A 16,232-nucleotide genomic window follows, 5' to 3' on the forward strand; every position below is an offset into this window, starting at 1 on the left:
AGAAAAGGCAGAATACAGCTGCTGGATGAATTTAAGCTCATCGGTAGCAGTGGAGAAGACATTACCTTTCGTTTGTCACCAAAAAGAAAAGAACTCCTTCTCCTGCTAATTCTGTATACGCTCAAAGAAGGAGGGGTGTCGTCCCGAAAAATGGGGAATTTACTCTGGCCGGGTTTTTCTTCGGAGAGTGTGAAAAACAACCGCAGCACGCATATCAAGGAGATCCGCAATATTTTTGAAAATGAATTGGATGTACACATTGTTTATGCCAATAAAATGTGGCGACTGGAAACAGGAAATAATGTAGAGATAGATATTTGGAAAATAGACCGGAGAATCCCGGTATTTTCAGAACATAAAGAAATAATGCCTGGTAAAGAAGATATACTAAAATGGGCCGATATGGTAAGTCGTGGCCCCATACTACCTCAAACCGAACTGGAGTGGATAGACGCTTTTAAGTCCGATTATGCCAACACGGTCCTGGATGTGCTTGTGCCCTGTATGGAGAACCCGGATCGGTTCACGGATGAAGAAGAACTTCGTATTATCCGTGCCATTCTAACTACCGATCCTCTCTATGAACCCGCAGTACGGCAAAAGGTATCTATTCTGGTCAGGGGAGGAAAACACACTCTTGCCAAAAAGGTGATAGATAATTACAGGAAACTATACGAGAATTTTTATGGAGAAATGTATAAACCGGATTTCCCGGTTCAATTGTAATAAAAACGATTTTAGTACATGACAAAATTCCATTCCGAGGGATTTTCCTCTCCCGAAAGCTTTCGGAATTTTGACCCCGCCCCTAAAGGGAGATCCCGATAAATATCGGGACGAGGAAAATCGGATTCCCTTTAGGGCTAGGGTAAAACTGATTTTCCGACAAATAGTGCCAAAATCTAATTTTGTCATGTACTAATTAAAATGATATAATTTTAATCGTTACCCCGAATATTACCCCGGTTAATATCCCGTGTGTCAGTAAGTTTACGACAGTTAAACTTTAAAATCAACCGAGTATGGAGAACAACAGAAGGTCGTTCTTGAAAAACCTTGGATTAGCGGGAGCGGCAACTGCAGTAACCCCGGCAATCCTTGCTAAGGACACCATTGGTAAGCAGGGCCGTGCGGTCACTTATTTGAACAGATCGGCAGCCAATCCCTCCGAAGAAAAGACACTGAAACTTGCCCTTATAGGTGCGGGGGGAATGGGGACAGAAGACATGAATACTGCTCTCAAACATGACAACGTAGAAATGATAGCTGTTTGTGATCTTTATGACGGACGCCTGGACCAGGCAGGTGAGAAATGGGGAAACCATTTATTCAAAACAAAAGATTATAAAGAAATACTAAAGCGGAAGGATATTGATGCCGTTATTATAGGTACCCCCGACCATTGGCATAAACAAATCAGTATCGACGCCCTGAACGCCGGGAAGCATGCGTATTGCGAAAAACCGATGGTCCATTCCGTAGATGAGGGGCATGAGTTGATCAACGCCTGGAAAAAATCCGGAAAAATATATATGGTCGGGAGTCAGGGGCTTTCTTCTCTCGGTAACGAAAAGGCAAAACAACTTTTGGCTGAAGGAGCCATAGGAGACATCAACTACGCAGAAGGTTTCTGGGCAAGGCACTCCCCCCTGGGAGCCTGGCAATACGCAGTGCCGGAAGATGCTTCGGAAAAAACAGTAGATTGGGCCCGGTATATTTCCAACATAAAAAAACATCCTTTCGATCCGCTACGTTTTTTCCGTTGGAGAAATTACCTGGATTACGGTACCGGAATGTCCGGAGACCTTTTTGTACACCTGTTTTCCAGTTTACACTTTGTAACCGGTTCGTACGGACCGGATAAAATATCGGCCATGGGTGGACTACGCTATTGGGAAGACGGCCGTGAAGTGCCGGATGTTTTAATGGGAATGTTCAACTATCCCGAAACCAAACAACATCCCGGTTTTAACCTGTCCCTGCGTTGTAATTTTGTAGACGGTACCAGTGGGTCCACATACCTCAAAATTGTGGGAAGCAAAGGTTCGATGGATATTACCTGGGACGATGTTGTATTGAAACGGAACAACCACGTGGATGCAGATCCTTTTCTCCAGGAAAAAGCAAAAGAAGCAGGCGGATATGCGGGCAGAAAGAAAATTCTTCCGCCTACAGAGATCGTGTATCAGGCGGAAAAAGGATACAAAGGAGCCCATTACGACCATTTTGCCAACTTTTTCCATGCCATTCGTCATGGAGGGACAGTAGCGGAAGATCCCGTATTTGGTTTCCGTGCCGCAGCTCCGGCATTGTTGTGCAATGATAGTTATTTTCAGAATAAATATATCCAGTGGGACCCGGTACAAATGAAAGTAGTGGGATAAAAAGAAAGATAGTCCATCACTGATCCGGAGATATTTCATTTAAAAAAACGTATAAACATGAAGAAAATACTGATTACTCTTGGCGTAGCAACCCTGCTTTTCGGAGCCTGCAAGACCGAGAAAAAAGAACAGCAAAAGGAAGCGGAAACACCGAATGCCATGGAGACGTCCCGTAAAGACAATACCTTGACCGATAAGGAAAAATCCGAAAACTGGATATTGCTTTTCGACGGGAATACCGCAGACGGATGGCGTGGCTATAACCAGGAAACCCTGCCCGATGGCTGGGTGGTTGAAGACGGCACGCTGAAATCCCTTGGCAGGGGAAGCGACATAGGAGGTGATATTGTATACGGAAAAGAACCTTTCGGGAATTTCGAACTTTCCATGGAGTGGAAAATAGCCGAAGGAGGTAACAGCGGGGTTTTCTACCACGTACTGGAAGGAGAACAATACGATGCTCCTTACTACAACGCTCCCGAATACCAGGTTATAGACCAGGTAGGCTTTCCGGAAAAACTGGAAGACTGGCAGTCTATAGGAGCCGACTACGGTATGTATACTCCCGATTATGAAGGGGCGGTAAAACCCGCGGGAGAATGGAACTCGACACTTATCGTATTTACCCCGGAAAAAGTCACCTATTGGCTCAATGGTAAAAAGACGGTAGCGTTTGAGCCGTGGTCCGATGACTGGAAAAAGCGAAAGACCGAAGGTAAGTGGAAAGACTTTCCCGACTATGGCAAGGCCAAATCCGGACTTATCGGTCTGCAGGATCACGGAAGTTTTATATGGTTTAAAAATATTAAAATTAGAAAATTATGAGAATTTACACTATGAAAAACGGATTACTGGCCTGCCTGATGGCTTTGGCCCTGAGCGGATGTAATTCAGGAAAAACAGAACTCTTTAACGGAAAAGACCTTACCGGATGGGAAATATACGGTACGGAAAAATGGTATGTGGAAGATGGTCTCCTTATTGCCGAAAGCGGCCCGGACAAAGAATACGGGTACCTGGCCACGGACAAAAGCTACAGGAATTTTGAACTGGATGTGGAATTTTTGCAGGAAGCCGACGGTAACAGCGGTGTTTTCTTCCGCTCTGAAATAGAAGGTACTAAAATTTCCGGATGGCAGGTAGAAGTTGCCCCACCCGATCTTTATACCGGGGGAGTTTACGAATCCTATGGCCGGGGATGGCTGATAAAACCAGAGCCCGAAAAGGAAAAAATACTCAAATACGGTGAGTGGAACCATATGAAAATAAAAGTACAGGACGATCATGTTACTACCTGGCTCAACGGGGAACAGATGATCGATTTCACAGATGATAAAATAGGAGAGGCCAACGGTAAAATAGCGCTGCAGATCCACGACGGAGGAGGAATAAAAGTGTACTGGAGGAACCTTGTATTAAAAGAGATTCCCGGAGCAGAATAAATTGTAAATTCTCACCAGGAATAAACTCCCGGATAGAGTCAGTATCCTCTAAAGGAACTGTCGGTATCCGGGAGTTTTTATTTCTTATTTTGTCTTTTGTATTACCCTTAAATATAATTACCTTAGATGTAAATATTCGGAGTTATGAAAAAACTGTTAATCCCCGCATTTATACTGTTGTTTGTGACAGGATATGCGCAAAAACAAAATATTATGAATAAAGAAACCATTTACCAGTTTGAAGTGGAAGACCTGTATGGAAATAAATTTGATTTCAGTGATTTAAAAGGGAAGAAGATCATGGTGGTAAATACGGCAAGTGAATGCGGGCTTACCCCACAATACGAAGGCCTGCAGGAACTTTACGACATGTATAAGAACAATGATTTTGTGATCGTCGGTTTTCCTGCTAACAATTTCGGAGGTCAGGAGCCCGGAAGTGATGAACAGATTGCTGCTTTTTGTAAACAGAATTACGGGGTGACTTTTCCTATGATGAGCAAAATTTCCGTGAAAGGTAAAGACATGCATCCGGTGTATGAGTTCCTTACCCAAAAAGCGAAGAATGGCAAGGAAGATTCGGAAGTAGAATGGAATTTCCAGAAATACCTGATCGATGAGTCCGGTCACTTGGTAAAAGTTATTGCCCCGAGAACCTTACCAAACGATCCTGCCATTACCGATTGGATTAAAAGTTGAGAAAATACGAATGACAAAAGTTAAAATAGGACTTGTTCAGACCACGTGTGTTGCCGACAAACAGAAGAACCTGGAAAAAGCTATTGAGAGAATAAAAAAAGCGGCTTCAGAAGGAGCGCAGATCGTATGCCTTCAGGAATTGTTTACCTCTCTTTATTTTTGCGATACGGAAGACTACGATAACTTTACACTGGCCGAAGCTATTCCCGGACCTTCTACCGAGGCACTTGCGATTGTGGCGAAGGAACAAGGAGTTGTTGTAATTGCCTCCCTTTTTGAAAAACGTGCACAGGGGCTGTACCACAATACAACGGCTGTGATCGATGCGGATGGTACCTATCTGGGAAAATACAGGAAAATGCATATCCCGGATGATCCCGCATATTACGAGAAATTTTATTTTACCCCCGGAGACCTGGGATATAAAGTATTCCGCACCCGTTATGCGACTATAGGAGTGCTTATCTGCTGGGATCAATGGTATCCTGAAGCAGCCCGGATAACCTCGCTCATGGGAGCTGAAATACTGTTCTATCCCACAGCCATCGGATGGGCCTCTTCGCAGGATGAAGAGACGAATGCCGAACAATATAATGCATGGCAGACCATACAACGAAGTCATGCCATAGCTAATGGAGTGCATGTAGTGAGTGTAAACCGGGTAGGCCCGGAGCAGGACGGCGCCATGAAGTTCTGGGGAGGGTCGTTTATTTCAAATCCTTTCGGAACCGTTCTTTATCAGGCATCCCATGAAAATGAAGAAATTGCTGTTCGGGAAATAAACACGGAAAAATCCGATACTTACAGGACGCACTGGCCGTTTTTACGGGACAGAAGAATTGATTCTTATCAACCTATTACCAGGCGTTTTATTGATGAAGAATAACTTTTCAACCCCTAAGGAATTTGGATATTACTTCCCTGCGGAATTTTATCCCCATACAGCTACCTGGCTTAGCTGGCCTCATAAAGAAGCGTCCTGGCCGGGAAAAATACATACTATTTACCCTGGTTATGTAAGTTTTATCAAAGAACTGACCAGGGGTGAGCAGGTGTGTATCAATGTCTGTGACGAAGCCATGAAACGTTTTGCCATCGAAGAATTGCGTAAGCAGGAGGTAGACCTGAGTAGAGTGTCGTTCTTTATACATCCGACCAATGATGCCTGGTGCCGGGATCACGGCCCCGCATTCCTGATTAATCCGGATGCGAATATTAAAAAAGTGATCGTGGATTGGGGGTATAATGCCTGGGGTGATAAGTACCCTCCTTACGACCTGGATGATGTCATTCCTACGAAAATCGCTTCCCATTACGGTATTCCGGTATATCATCCCGGGATTGTTATGGAAGGCGGATCAGTGGATTTTAACGGAAAAGGAACTGTGCTTACCTCCGGTTGCTGTTTGCTTAACAAAAATCGGAATCCTCATTTGAATAAAGCGCAGATAGAGGAATACCTGGTAAATTTCTACGGGGTGGACCATATCTTGTGGGTAGATGAAGGTATTGTGGGGGATGATACGGACGGACATATAGACGATACCGTTCGTTTTATCAACGAAAATACAGTGGTTACGGTAGTAGAGGAAGATAAAAATGATGAAAATTACGAGTTGCTCCGTCAAAATTTAAAACAACTGAAGGGAATGCGCCTTCAGGACGGAAAACAATTGAATGTTATAGAATTGCCAATGCCGGATAAACTGGTCTATGAAGACATGCGTTTGCCCTGCTCTTATGCGAATTTTTATATAGCCAACAAATCCGTCATAGTGCCTACCTATAATTGTGAGCAGGATGACAAAGCCCTTTCCATTCTTCAGGACTGTTTTAAAGACAGGGAAGTAGTGGGGATAGATTCGACGGAGATTATCTGGGGATTGGGGAGTTTTCACTGTTTGAGTCAGCAAGAACCTGAAATATAAACGTAACCCTTATGAAAGACAAAAAAACAGAATTTAACACTTTGTGTGTGCATGAAGGAGAACTTCGGGATGAGAAATACCAGGGGGCAATATCTCCTTTGTACATGGCAACTTCCTATGCTTTCGAAAATGTGGAGGCCAAACGCTATCCCCGTTATTTCAATACACCGAACCAGGAGGCCCTTTCCCGTAAGATTGCAGCGCTGGAGCACGCGGAGAAAGCGTTGCTGTTTGGTAGCGGCATGGCCGCGATCAGCACAGCCTTGATGGCGTTCCTGCGCCAGGGCGACCATGTGGTGCTGCAAAAGACCCTGTATGGTGGGACTTTTAACCTGGTAACAGAAGAATTTCAGAAATTCGGGATCGAATATACTTTTACCGAAGGATGCACGCCTGAAGATTTTGAAGCCTGTATCCGGAAAAACACAAAGGTTATTTATATAGAAACCCCCTCCAACCCGTTGCTTACGATTACCAATATAAAAGCCGTAGCCGGAATAGCTTCAAAGCATGGTCTGGTATCTATGCTCGATAATACTTTTGCCAGCCCGGTGAACCAAAACCCCATTGATTTTGGTATAGATCTGGTGATACACAGTGCCACCAAATACCTCGGTGGGCACAGTGATATACTGGCTGGGGCTGTCGCAGGTTCCGAAGAACACATGGAGAAAGTTTTGAAGTTCGGTAAGAATTTCGGGGGAAATCTGGGCGATTATACGGTATGGCTGTTGGAACGAAGTATAAAAACACTCGGGTTACGCGTAAAAGCGCAGAACCGTAATGCGAGGAAACTGGCGAGGTTCCTGCAAAAGCATCCCGATGTATCTGCCGTGTATTATCCCGGCCTAAAAAGTCATCCGGACTATGCCCTGGCAAAACAGCAAATGAAAGGTTTCGGAGGAATGTTATCTTTTGAACTCCGTGACGGATTGGATGCCCGGCAGTTTATGCAGGAACTCCAATTAATAAAACCGTCCATGAGCCTGGCCGGGGTGGAAAGCACCATAAGTTCTCCCATGCTTACTTCCCATGCCCTGTTGAGTGCCGAAGAAAGGCAAAAGCAAGGTATATCCGACGGATTACTTCGTTTTTCCGTAGGAATCGAAGATAAAAAAGATCTTATAAAAGATATAGAAGAGGCCCTGGCCAAAGTGACGGAGCTTGTAGGATAAAAGAAATCATAAAAACCGAAAGAAAAGAGTGAAGGAGTCTTTTCTTTCGGTTTGGAATAATAATTTTGCAGAGAGAATTTTTTAATAATCATTTAAGGGAAAGGAAGTCACAGGTGAAATTGGATATATTAGCTATCGGGGCACATCCCGACGATGTGGAACTGGGATGCGGGGCAACAATAGCCAAGGAAGTAGCACAAGGTAAAAAAGCGGGGATACTCGACCTCACCCGGGGTGAATTAGGGACCAGGGGATCTGCGGAGTTACGCGATAAAGAATCGGTCCGTGCCGCTGAAATACTGGGGGTGACCGTAAGGGAAAACCTGGCGTTTGCTGACGGTTTCTTTGTGAATGACAAAGAACACCAACTGGAGATAATAAAGATTATACGCAAGTATCGCCCGGAAGTAGTGCTTTGCAATGCTGTTGATGACAGGCATATCGATCACGGAAAAGGAAGTAAATTAGCCAGTGACGCTTGTTTTTTAAGCGGGCTGGTAAAGATAGACACCGGTCAGGAGGCGTGGCGGCCGAAACATGTTTATCACTACATTCAGTGGAAAAACCTGGAGCCGGATGTGGTTGTAGATGTGACCGGTTTTATACATTTGAAAGCAGAGGCCGTTTCGGCCTATACATCACAGTTTTTTGACCCGGATAGTAAGGAGCCGGAGACACCGATCAGCAGCAGGAATTTTTTGGATAGTATTACCTACAGGGCCAGGGATTTAGGTCGTATAGTCGGAGTGGATTACGCAGAAGGATTTACGGCGGAACGCTATGTGGCCGTACATTCCCTGAATGATTTGATATAAAAAATTGCATTTTTTCTTTGCGAATGAGGGATAAAAAATTACCTTTGCATCCGCAATTAAATGGTGGTTGTAGCTCAGTTGGTTAGAGCGCTAGATTGTGGTTCTAGAGGTCGCCGGTTCGAGACCGGTCTTCCACCCTGAAAGGGCATTCTTGATAGGATGCTCTTTTTTTATGCTTTAAAGTTAAATCCCATGTAATCGAATTTTATAAATTTTCTATCGTAAAGCTTCCGTAATCAAGTTTTTTTAATCATCACATAATTATAAAAAATAAAATGACCTTTTAGAGATAAATATATTATCGTAATATTACGATATAATAATTAATGTTTTGTTTTTGGATATTTGCATAAAGTTCTAACTTGAAAATAAGGATTAGACTATGAGTACTGTTTATGATGTTATCGTGATCGGCGGAGGGCAAAGCGGTCTCGCATGCGGATATTATCTAAGAAGGGCAAAACTGAATTACCTGATCCTGGACGATCGGGAGGAAAGTGGCGGGGCCTGGCAAAGTACCTGGAATAGTCTTACTTTGTTTTCTCCTGCAGAATACAGCTCATTGCCCGGCTGGCTGATGCCGAAGTCCGAAGGGAGGTTTCCGGCAAGAGAGGAAGTCATAAACTACCTTGGTAAGTATGAAGAACGCTACGGTTTTCCTGTAGAGCGGCCGTTCTGCGTGGATGATGTGGAACAGCATGACGGGGTATTCAGGCTCATAACCACTAAGGGGGATTTTTATGCAAGAACGGTAATCGGTGCAACGGGAACATGTGCTAACCCGATCATTCCCGAAGTGGAAGGAAGGAAAAAGTATAAAGGTATACAGCTGCATTCGGTAGATTATCGTAAACCGGAGCCGTTTGCGGGGCAAAAGGTATTGGTAGTGGGAGAAGGGAATTCCGGAGCGCAGATCACGGCAGAAATATCTTTGTACTGTCGTGAAATAAAATGGGCGACGAAGAAGGAACCGGAATTCCTGACGGATGATGTGGACGGATATTATCTTTTTAATGTAGCTACGGCAAAGTACAAAGCGGAACAGGAGGGAAAACCATTCGATAGGTCGGGTTATAACCTGGGTAATATAGTAATGGTCCCTTCTGTAAAAGACGCCCGTAAACGAGGAGTATTAATATCCGAAGGGGCCTTTACAGGCATGTCTGAGGAAGGCGTAATATGGGAAAACGGGACTGAAGAAGCTTTTGATGCGATTATCTGGTGCACAGGTTTCGGATATGCCACGGCCTTTCTGAAGAACCTGATTACGCCGGGTGAGAATGGGATTATTCGTACAAAAGGGACCGGGTCCATGGAAGTTCCCGGTTTATGGTTGGTTGGATACGGAAGCTGGACCGGGTACGCTACGGCAACTATAATAGGCGTCAACAGATCAGCCAGACAGACGGTAAGAGAGATAGAAGAATATCTGGAAAACGTAAAGTCATGAAAGGGACCAATAAAAAATCCCGGAGAGAATATTCTTCCAGGATTTTTTATCTGAGAGCTGTTGTTTCTTACTCTTCTACTGCCTTATCCACTACCGGCCGGTTTTCGCGGTTGGCAATCTCCCAGGCGGTGTAAAATACCAGCCGGGTACGATTTTCCAACAGGTCATAGTTTATTTTATCCGGTGTATCCCCCGGTCTGTGATAATCTTCGTGCGTACCGTTAAAATAGAAAATAACGGGAATATTGTTTTTTGCAAAGTTATAATGGTCACTGCGATAATAGAACCTGTTAGGGTCGTTATCGTCGTTGTAGGTGTAATCCAGTTCGATATTACAGTATTTTTTGTTTACTTCCTCAGAGAGGTTATGCAGTTCTGTACTTAGTTTATCCGAACCGATGAGGTAGACATAATTTCTGTTTCCTTCTCTTTTCGGATCTATACGGCCAATCATATCAATGTTAAGGTCGGCCACAGTATTTTCCAGGGGAAAAATAGGGTTCCTGGTATAATAATCGGAACCTAAAAGCCCTTTTTCTTCTCCGGTCACATGAAGGAATACTACCGAACGTTTAGGAGTATTTCCGGCATCTGCGGCTTTTTTGAATGCTTTGGCAATTTCCAGCAGTGCTACGGAACCGGAACCGTCATCGTCAGCGCCGTTGTTTATCTGTCCGTCTTCGGTTACACCGATATGGTCCAGGTGAGAGGATATAACCAGGTATTCGTTCGGTTTTTCGGAGCCTTTAATAAAAGCCACTACGTTTTCCGAACTGATCTCTTTGGATTCTCCTGTGAACTCTAGCTGGAAATTAACGGGAATAGCTGCACCCTTATCCAGTTTTTTAAGATCAGCGCTGATTTGCCCGGCTACGTTTTCATTAATAAAAGTAAAGAAGAAATCATCTTCTTCCCCGCTTTTCAGTTGCATTCTGCCGTCTCCGGCCCTTTCTTTCATAAACTGGAATTGCTGGGCGATCATTTCGTAGTTGTTCTGGTCCAGCATCAACATGCCTTTTGCCCCTTTTTTCATAGCAGCGTCCAGCCTGTCGGGCATGGATATTTTAATGTCGGACCATTTGGATGGGGAAGTGGTTCCGGAAATCACGTAGGTGCCATCCGTGTTTTTAGGCTCACTTACTATAGTTACGATTACCTTACCTTCTACATCCAGGTCTTTGTAGTCGGAATAAGCAGCGTCTTCTATACCATAGCCGGCAAAGATGATCTCGTTTGCAGTATATTCGTTGTGGGCGGGAGATTGGAAAGTGACAAAGTCTTCTCCCATTTCAAATTTTTTATCGTTTATGCTCAGGGAACCGTCGGGCATACCACTGATTTCCAGAGGAACTTCCTGGAAATAATCGCCATTACCCTGTGCGGCCGGGATGCCTAGTTCGACATAGTGGTTTTTAAGGTATTCTACAGCCTTTTTTTGTCCGGGTTTTCCGGTTTCCCTTCCTTCGAATTCATCAGAAGCATAGGTGTAGAGATGATCTTTAAGATCCTGTTCGGTAATGATTTTAGCATAAGGCTCCGGATCATACGAAGGAGCCTCTTTAGAAGGTGCCGTTGTTTTTTGGGAGCTATTGCATGCGAAAACCATGGATAGCGCCAAATAAAGTATTTTTCTCATTGTAAACTATATAAATTTGTCAAATATATATAAAAAGGGAAATATAGGAATTAATGTTTTCCTAAAGTTTTGGGAATGAGGTTTGGTATGGTAAGAAGGGGGGCAAAAAACCGGAAAAGTATTGTTATGAACACCGTTTTCCGTTCGGTGAATATTGGGGGTAGAAGAGGTACTCTGCCGGTAATAGGCTGCTAATTGGCCACTTCGCTTATAAATTTAATACGGTACAGGCGGATCTCTTCATCTTCATAGTCACCGTCGAACTCGTCCATAGCAACGGAGATTTTGTCCGATTCGGCGTCCAGAAAATAATCGTATAACTCTTCCTGTTGGTCTTCGTCAAGTATGTCGTCTATCCAGTAATCTATATTCAGTTTGGTGCCGCTATATACGATCTGTTCCATTTCTTTGATAAAATCATTCATGGTCAGACCTTTGGCATTAGCAATATCATCCAGAGGCAGTTTGCGGTCCACATTTTGAATGATGTAGAGTTTTAAGGCGGAATTGGCACCGGTACTTTTTACGACAAGATCATCCGGACGAATAATATCATTGTCTTCAACGTACCTGGTAATGAGGTCCGTAAATGGTTTGCCGTATTTCTTGGCTTTACCTTCGCCTACTCCGTGAACATTGAGCAGCTCTTTGAAGTCTATCGGATATTTGAGGGCCATATCTTCGAGAGAGGGGTCCTGGAAAACAACGAATGGCGGAACACCCATTTTCTGGGCTTCTTTTTTCCGTAGTTCTTTCAGCATTCGCAAAAGAGTTTCGTCGGTTACTGCTGCTCCGCCCTTTTTGGCGGTAACTATAGCATCATCCTCTACCATTTCATAGGTGTGGTCCTCTGTCATCATAAAGGAATGAGGGGATTCGAGGAAGTCTTTACCTTCTTTCGTAAGGAAAAGTACTCCGTAAGTTTCGATCTCCTTTTTCAGCATTCCGGCTACCAATACCTGCCGGATAAGGGCCATCCAGTGTTTTCCTTCTTTTTCCTTACCTGTTCCGAAGAATGGTTTTTCATCCGTTTTATGAGATTTTATAAGGGCGTTGACTTTGCCTACCAGGACGTTTACTACTTCTTTGGCCTTGAATTTCTGATTGGTGCTTTTCACTACGGAAAGCAATTTAACCACATCGTCTTTGGCTTCGTGTTTTTTCTTGGGGTTCCGGATGTTGTCATCCATATCCGCACCCTCGCCGTTTACTTCGTCAAATTCTTCACCGAAGTAGTGCAGAATGAACTTTCGGCGAGACATAGAGGTTTCGGCATAGGCTACCATTTCCTGTAGGAGAGCATGACCTATTTCCTGTTCGGCCACGGGTTTCCCGGCCATGAATTTCTCCAGTTTTTCAATGTCCTTATAGGCGTAGAAAGCGAGACAATGGCCTTCACCGCCGTCCCTTCCGGCTCTCCCGGTTTCCTGGTAATAACTCTCAATACTTTTGGGGATGTCGTGGTGAATGACAAATCGTACATCGGGTTTATCGATCCCCATGCCAAAAGCGATAGTAGCCACCACAACGTCTACATCTTCCATAAGGAACATGTCCTGGTGCTTGGCCCTGGTTTTGGCGTCAAGCCCTGCATGATACGGCACGGCACTAATGCCGTTTACCTGGAGTGTCTGTGCCAGTTCTTCAACACGTTTTCTGCTCAGACAGTAGATTATACCTGACTTTCCGGAATTTTGTTTTACAAAGCGTATGATGTCGGCATCTACATTTTTGGTCTTCGGACGTACCTCGTAAAAGAGGTTAGGGCGGTTGAAGGAGGCTTTAAAAGTATTGGCATCCGTAATTGCGAGATTTTTAAGGATGTCTTCCTGTACTTTCGGCGTAGCTGTGGCGGTTAATGCAATGATGGGAACGTCATCTCCCAGCCGTTTAATAATAGTCCGGAGGTTTCGGTATTCCGGTCGGAAATCGTGCCCCCATTCCGAGATACAGTGTGCTTCGTCAATAGCTACAAAAGAGACCTTTACGGATCTCAGAAAATCGATGTATTCTTCTTTTGTAAGGGATTCGGGCGCTACGTAAAGCAACTTGGTCGTTCCTTCCCGGATGTCCTGCATCACGGTTTTTACCTCATTTTTGGTGAGGGAAGAATTAAGTACGTGGGCAATACCGTTATTGGAAGATATGCCCCGAAGGACATCCACCTGATTTTTCATTAGTGCGATCAAGGGAGAAACCACAATTGCCGTACCTTCTTCGACCAATGCCGGCAACTGATAGCAGAGCGATTTTCCACCGCCCGTAGGCATGATCACAAATGTGTTGTGATTATCAACTATACTTCTTACTACACCTTCCTGTAATCCTTTGAATTGGTTAAAACCGAAATATTGCTTTAACTTTTTATGCAAGTCAATTTCAACTGAACTCATTCTATCGTTTTACTATTTTACATACATTTGCACAACTAAAGATATAACATTCTATAATTATTACAAACAATAAATCTTTAAAAAAATTTTGAGTAATAACGAGGCTATAAAAGCGGTTGCAAAAGAAGTAATTGAAATTGAAAGTAGCGCTATAAGTCACCTGAAATCTTTGATAGATGATGAATTTTCCGGTGCAGTAGAGTATATATTCAATAGTAAAGGGAGAGTAATCATAACAGGGATCGGAAAAAGTGCGATTATAGCTACAAAAATAGTAGCTACCCTGAACTCTACCGGAACGCCTGCCATATTCATGCATGCCGCTGATGCTATTCATGGGGATCTGGGGACCATCCAGGAAGATGATATTGTGATATGTATCTCTAAAAGTGGCAATACTCCCGAAATAAAAGTTTTGGTACCATTGCTCAAGAACGGTACCAATAAACTCATAGCCATCACCTCCAACCGGGACTCGCTGTTGGGCCAACAGGCAGATTTTATTCTCAATGCTTATGTGGAAAAAGAGGCCTGCCCGAACAACCTGGCGCCTACTACCAGCACTACGGCACAATTGGTTATAGGAGATGCCCTGGCCATCTGTCTTTTAAACCTGAGAGGATTTACCAGCAGGGATTTTGCCAAATACCATCCGGGGGGATCGCTGGGTAAAAAATTGTACCTTCGGGTGCGCGATATTTCATCGGTTAACATGAAACCTCAGGTAAGTCCGGATATGGACGTAAGGAAGGTGATTGTGGAAATATCGGAAAAAATGCTCGGGGCTACGGCTGTAATTGAGGGCGGAAAGATCTTAGGAGTCGTTACCGATGGGGACATAAGACGAATGCTCAATAAGTACGATAATATAAATGGTCTTACGGCCAGGGATATTATGAGTGAGAATCCGAAGAGTATCGAGGCCGACGCTATGGCTGTGGATGCCATGGAAATTATGGAAAAAAACAGTATATCACAACTCCTGGTCGAAGAAGATGGCGAGTATGCCGGAGTTATCCATTTGCATAACCTAATTAAAGAAGGAATCATATAATGGCAAAAAAGAAACAGGAGGAGATGTCTTTCCTCGACCATTTGGAAGAGCTCCGCTGGCATCTTATACGGGCAACATTAGCTGTGGTAATTGTAGGGTTTATGGCATTTCTGGCTAAGGACTTTATTTTTGACACGATTATTTTCGGACCCAAAAAGGCCGATTTCGTAACTTACGAATTCTTTTGTAAAATATCACAGAGCCTGGGGATGGACGATAGTTTCTGTACGGAAGAGCTGCCGTTTCAGATTCAGAGCCGAACCATGGCCGGCCAGTTCTCCGCGCATATCTGGACCGCCATCTGGGCAGGGTTTATATTGGCCTTCCCTTATGTATTGTACGAATTCTGGCGTTTTATAAGCCCGGGATTATATGATAATGAGAAAAATAATGCCAGAGGTTTTATCGTCATTGCTTCCCTGTTGTTTTTTATGGGGGTGGCATTCGGTTATTATGTCATATCACCACTGTCCATAAACTTCCTGACTTCATATCAGGTAAGCCCGGAAGTGCATAATGATATAGACCTTAGTTCCTATATAGCTACGGTACGTACTTCGGTGATTTCCTGCGGACTCGTCTTCGAATTGCCGATTCTTATATATTTTCTGACCAAAATAGGACTGGTAACCCCGGAATTCCTGAAGAAGTACCGAAAGGTGGCCCTGGTTATAGTACTGATACTTTCGGCCGTGATTACGCCTCCGGATATTACCAGCCAGATTATTGTATCCATCCCTATTATCATCCTGTATGAAGTGAGTATCGTCATATCCAGATTTGTGCTTCGTAGGCAGGAAAAGGAGGAAAAAGCGCTGAGGAAACCGTAAGAGGACAATAAATTTAAAGAACGGAAAAAATGGCTGATATAGTAGAGGAATTCAACGACTACCGTTCCAGGATGAACGATCGTATTCTGGCGGATAACAATAAGATCATAAAGCGTATATTCAACCTGGATACCAATGCTTATATGCCCGGTACCCTGGATGTACGTACCAAAGAACTTCTCGGTTTGGTGGCTTCTGCAGTACTTCGTTGTGACGACTGTGTGAAGTATCATTTGGAAAGTTGCCATAAAGAAGGGCTTAGCGGGGAAGAGGTTATGGAAGCCCTCGGGATAGCTACCCTCATAGGGGGAACTATAGTGATTCCACACCTGCGAAGGGCCTATGAATTTTGGGATGCGTTGGAAGCCAAAGCAGGAGAATCCAGCTAGCCGTCCGGTACAAGATGTTGATATTTTGCAAAAAAAT

General features: G+C 44.0%; 15 protein-coding genes and 1 tRNA gene (1 of these 16 only partly in view). 14 read left to right on the plus strand and 2 right to left on the minus strand.

Annotated elements, in window-relative coordinates:
- The 11 genes from ACVBDY_RS12535 to ACVBDY_RS12585 form a co-directional block, all read left to right on the plus strand.
- Positions 1-726: the 3' portion of a LamG domain-containing protein gene (locus ACVBDY_RS12535; RefSeq protein WP_447175814.1), read on the plus strand. Its footprint begins 1,572 nt before the window's first position; only the last 726 of its 2,298 coding nucleotides appear in the window; its start codon lies off the left edge, out of view; the stop codon is at positions 724-726.
- Between the two features lie 296 nt (positions 727-1,022).
- Complete coding sequence (locus ACVBDY_RS12540; protein WP_447175815.1) at positions 1,023-2,384, plus strand: Gfo/Idh/MocA family protein; 1,362 nt, start codon at positions 1,023-1,025, stop codon at positions 2,382-2,384.
- 57 nt (positions 2,385-2,441) lie between these two features.
- Positions 2,442-3,209 (plus strand): 3-keto-disaccharide hydrolase, encoded by a 768-nt coding sequence (locus ACVBDY_RS12545; RefSeq protein ID WP_447175816.1) that lies wholly within the window; start codon positions 2,442-2,444, stop codon positions 3,207-3,209.
- Positions 3,206-3,826 (plus strand): 3-keto-disaccharide hydrolase, encoded by a 621-nt coding sequence (locus ACVBDY_RS12550; RefSeq protein WP_447175817.1) that lies wholly within the window; start codon positions 3,206-3,208, stop codon positions 3,824-3,826. The genes ACVBDY_RS12545 and ACVBDY_RS12550 overlap by 4 nt, the downstream gene beginning before the upstream one ends.
- 144 nt (positions 3,827-3,970) lie before the next feature.
- Positions 3,971-4,525 (plus strand): glutathione peroxidase, encoded by a 555-nt coding sequence (locus ACVBDY_RS12555; protein ID WP_447175818.1) that lies wholly within the window; start codon positions 3,971-3,973, stop codon positions 4,523-4,525.
- A gap of 10 nt (positions 4,526-4,535) precedes the next feature.
- Positions 4,536-5,411 (plus strand): carbon-nitrogen hydrolase, encoded by an 876-nt coding sequence (locus tag ACVBDY_RS12560; RefSeq protein WP_447175819.1) that lies wholly within the window; start codon positions 4,536-4,538, stop codon positions 5,409-5,411.
- Entirely contained in the window at positions 5,401-6,453 is a 1,053-nt protein-coding gene (locus tag ACVBDY_RS12565; protein ID WP_447175820.1) for an agmatine deiminase family protein, read from the plus strand. Before ACVBDY_RS12560 ends, ACVBDY_RS12565 begins: the two co-directional genes overlap by 11 nt.
- An 11-nt stretch (positions 6,454-6,464) precedes the next feature.
- Positions 6,465-7,628: a trans-sulfuration enzyme family protein gene (locus tag ACVBDY_RS12570; RefSeq protein WP_447175821.1), complete on the plus strand. Its 1,164-nt coding sequence runs from the start codon at positions 6,465-6,467 to the stop codon at positions 7,626-7,628.
- Between the two features lie 113 nt (positions 7,629-7,741).
- On the plus strand, positions 7,742-8,443 hold the full coding sequence (bshB1, locus tag ACVBDY_RS12575; protein ID WP_447175822.1) for a bacillithiol biosynthesis deacetylase BshB1: 702 nt from the start codon (positions 7,742-7,744) through the stop codon (positions 8,441-8,443).
- Between the two features lie 62 nt (positions 8,444-8,505).
- Positions 8,506-8,581: transfer RNA gene (locus tag ACVBDY_RS12580), tRNA-His, on the plus strand.
- Positions 8,582-8,825: 244 nt separating this feature from the next.
- On the plus strand, positions 8,826-9,893 hold the full coding sequence (locus ACVBDY_RS12585) for an ArsO family NAD(P)H-dependent flavin-containing monooxygenase (protein ID WP_447175823.1): 1,068 nt from the start codon (positions 8,826-8,828) through the stop codon (positions 9,891-9,893).
- Between the two features lie 67 nt (positions 9,894-9,960).
- Here the strand turns inward: ACVBDY_RS12585 and ACVBDY_RS12590 are convergent, their stop codons facing one another.
- Positions 9,961-11,529, minus strand: coding sequence for a M28 family peptidase (locus tag ACVBDY_RS12590; RefSeq protein WP_447175824.1), 1,569 nt, complete (start codon positions 11,527-11,529; stop codon positions 9,961-9,963).
- 191 nt (positions 11,530-11,720) lie between these two features.
- Positions 11,721-13,922, minus strand: a complete 2,202-nt coding sequence (gene recQ, locus ACVBDY_RS12595; protein WP_447175825.1) for a DNA helicase RecQ — start codon at positions 13,920-13,922, stop codon at positions 11,721-11,723.
- Between the two features lie 88 nt (positions 13,923-14,010).
- Here recQ and ACVBDY_RS12600 point away from each other — a divergent pair, with 88 nt between their 5' ends.
- From ACVBDY_RS12600 to ACVBDY_RS12610, 3 genes are read left to right on the plus strand one after another with little or no spacing between them, the layout of a single operon-like run.
- Positions 14,011-14,976: a KpsF/GutQ family sugar-phosphate isomerase gene (locus ACVBDY_RS12600; protein ID WP_447175826.1), complete on the plus strand. Its 966-nt coding sequence runs from the start codon at positions 14,011-14,013 to the stop codon at positions 14,974-14,976.
- Positions 14,976-15,806, plus strand: a complete 831-nt coding sequence (gene tatC, locus ACVBDY_RS12605) for a twin-arginine translocase subunit TatC (RefSeq protein ID WP_447175827.1) — start codon at positions 14,976-14,978, stop codon at positions 15,804-15,806. The genes ACVBDY_RS12600 and tatC overlap by 1 nt, the downstream gene beginning before the upstream one ends.
- Before the next feature lie 29 nt (positions 15,807-15,835).
- Positions 15,836-16,195 carry a carboxymuconolactone decarboxylase family protein gene (locus ACVBDY_RS12610; RefSeq protein ID WP_447175828.1) on the plus strand — a complete coding sequence of 120 codons (360 nt, stop codon included), beginning with the start codon at positions 15,836-15,838 and terminating at the stop codon, positions 16,193-16,195.
- Positions 16,196-16,232: the final 37 nt, after the last annotated feature.

The sequence above is a fragment of the Sinomicrobium halophytocola genome (genome assembly GCF_052983395.1).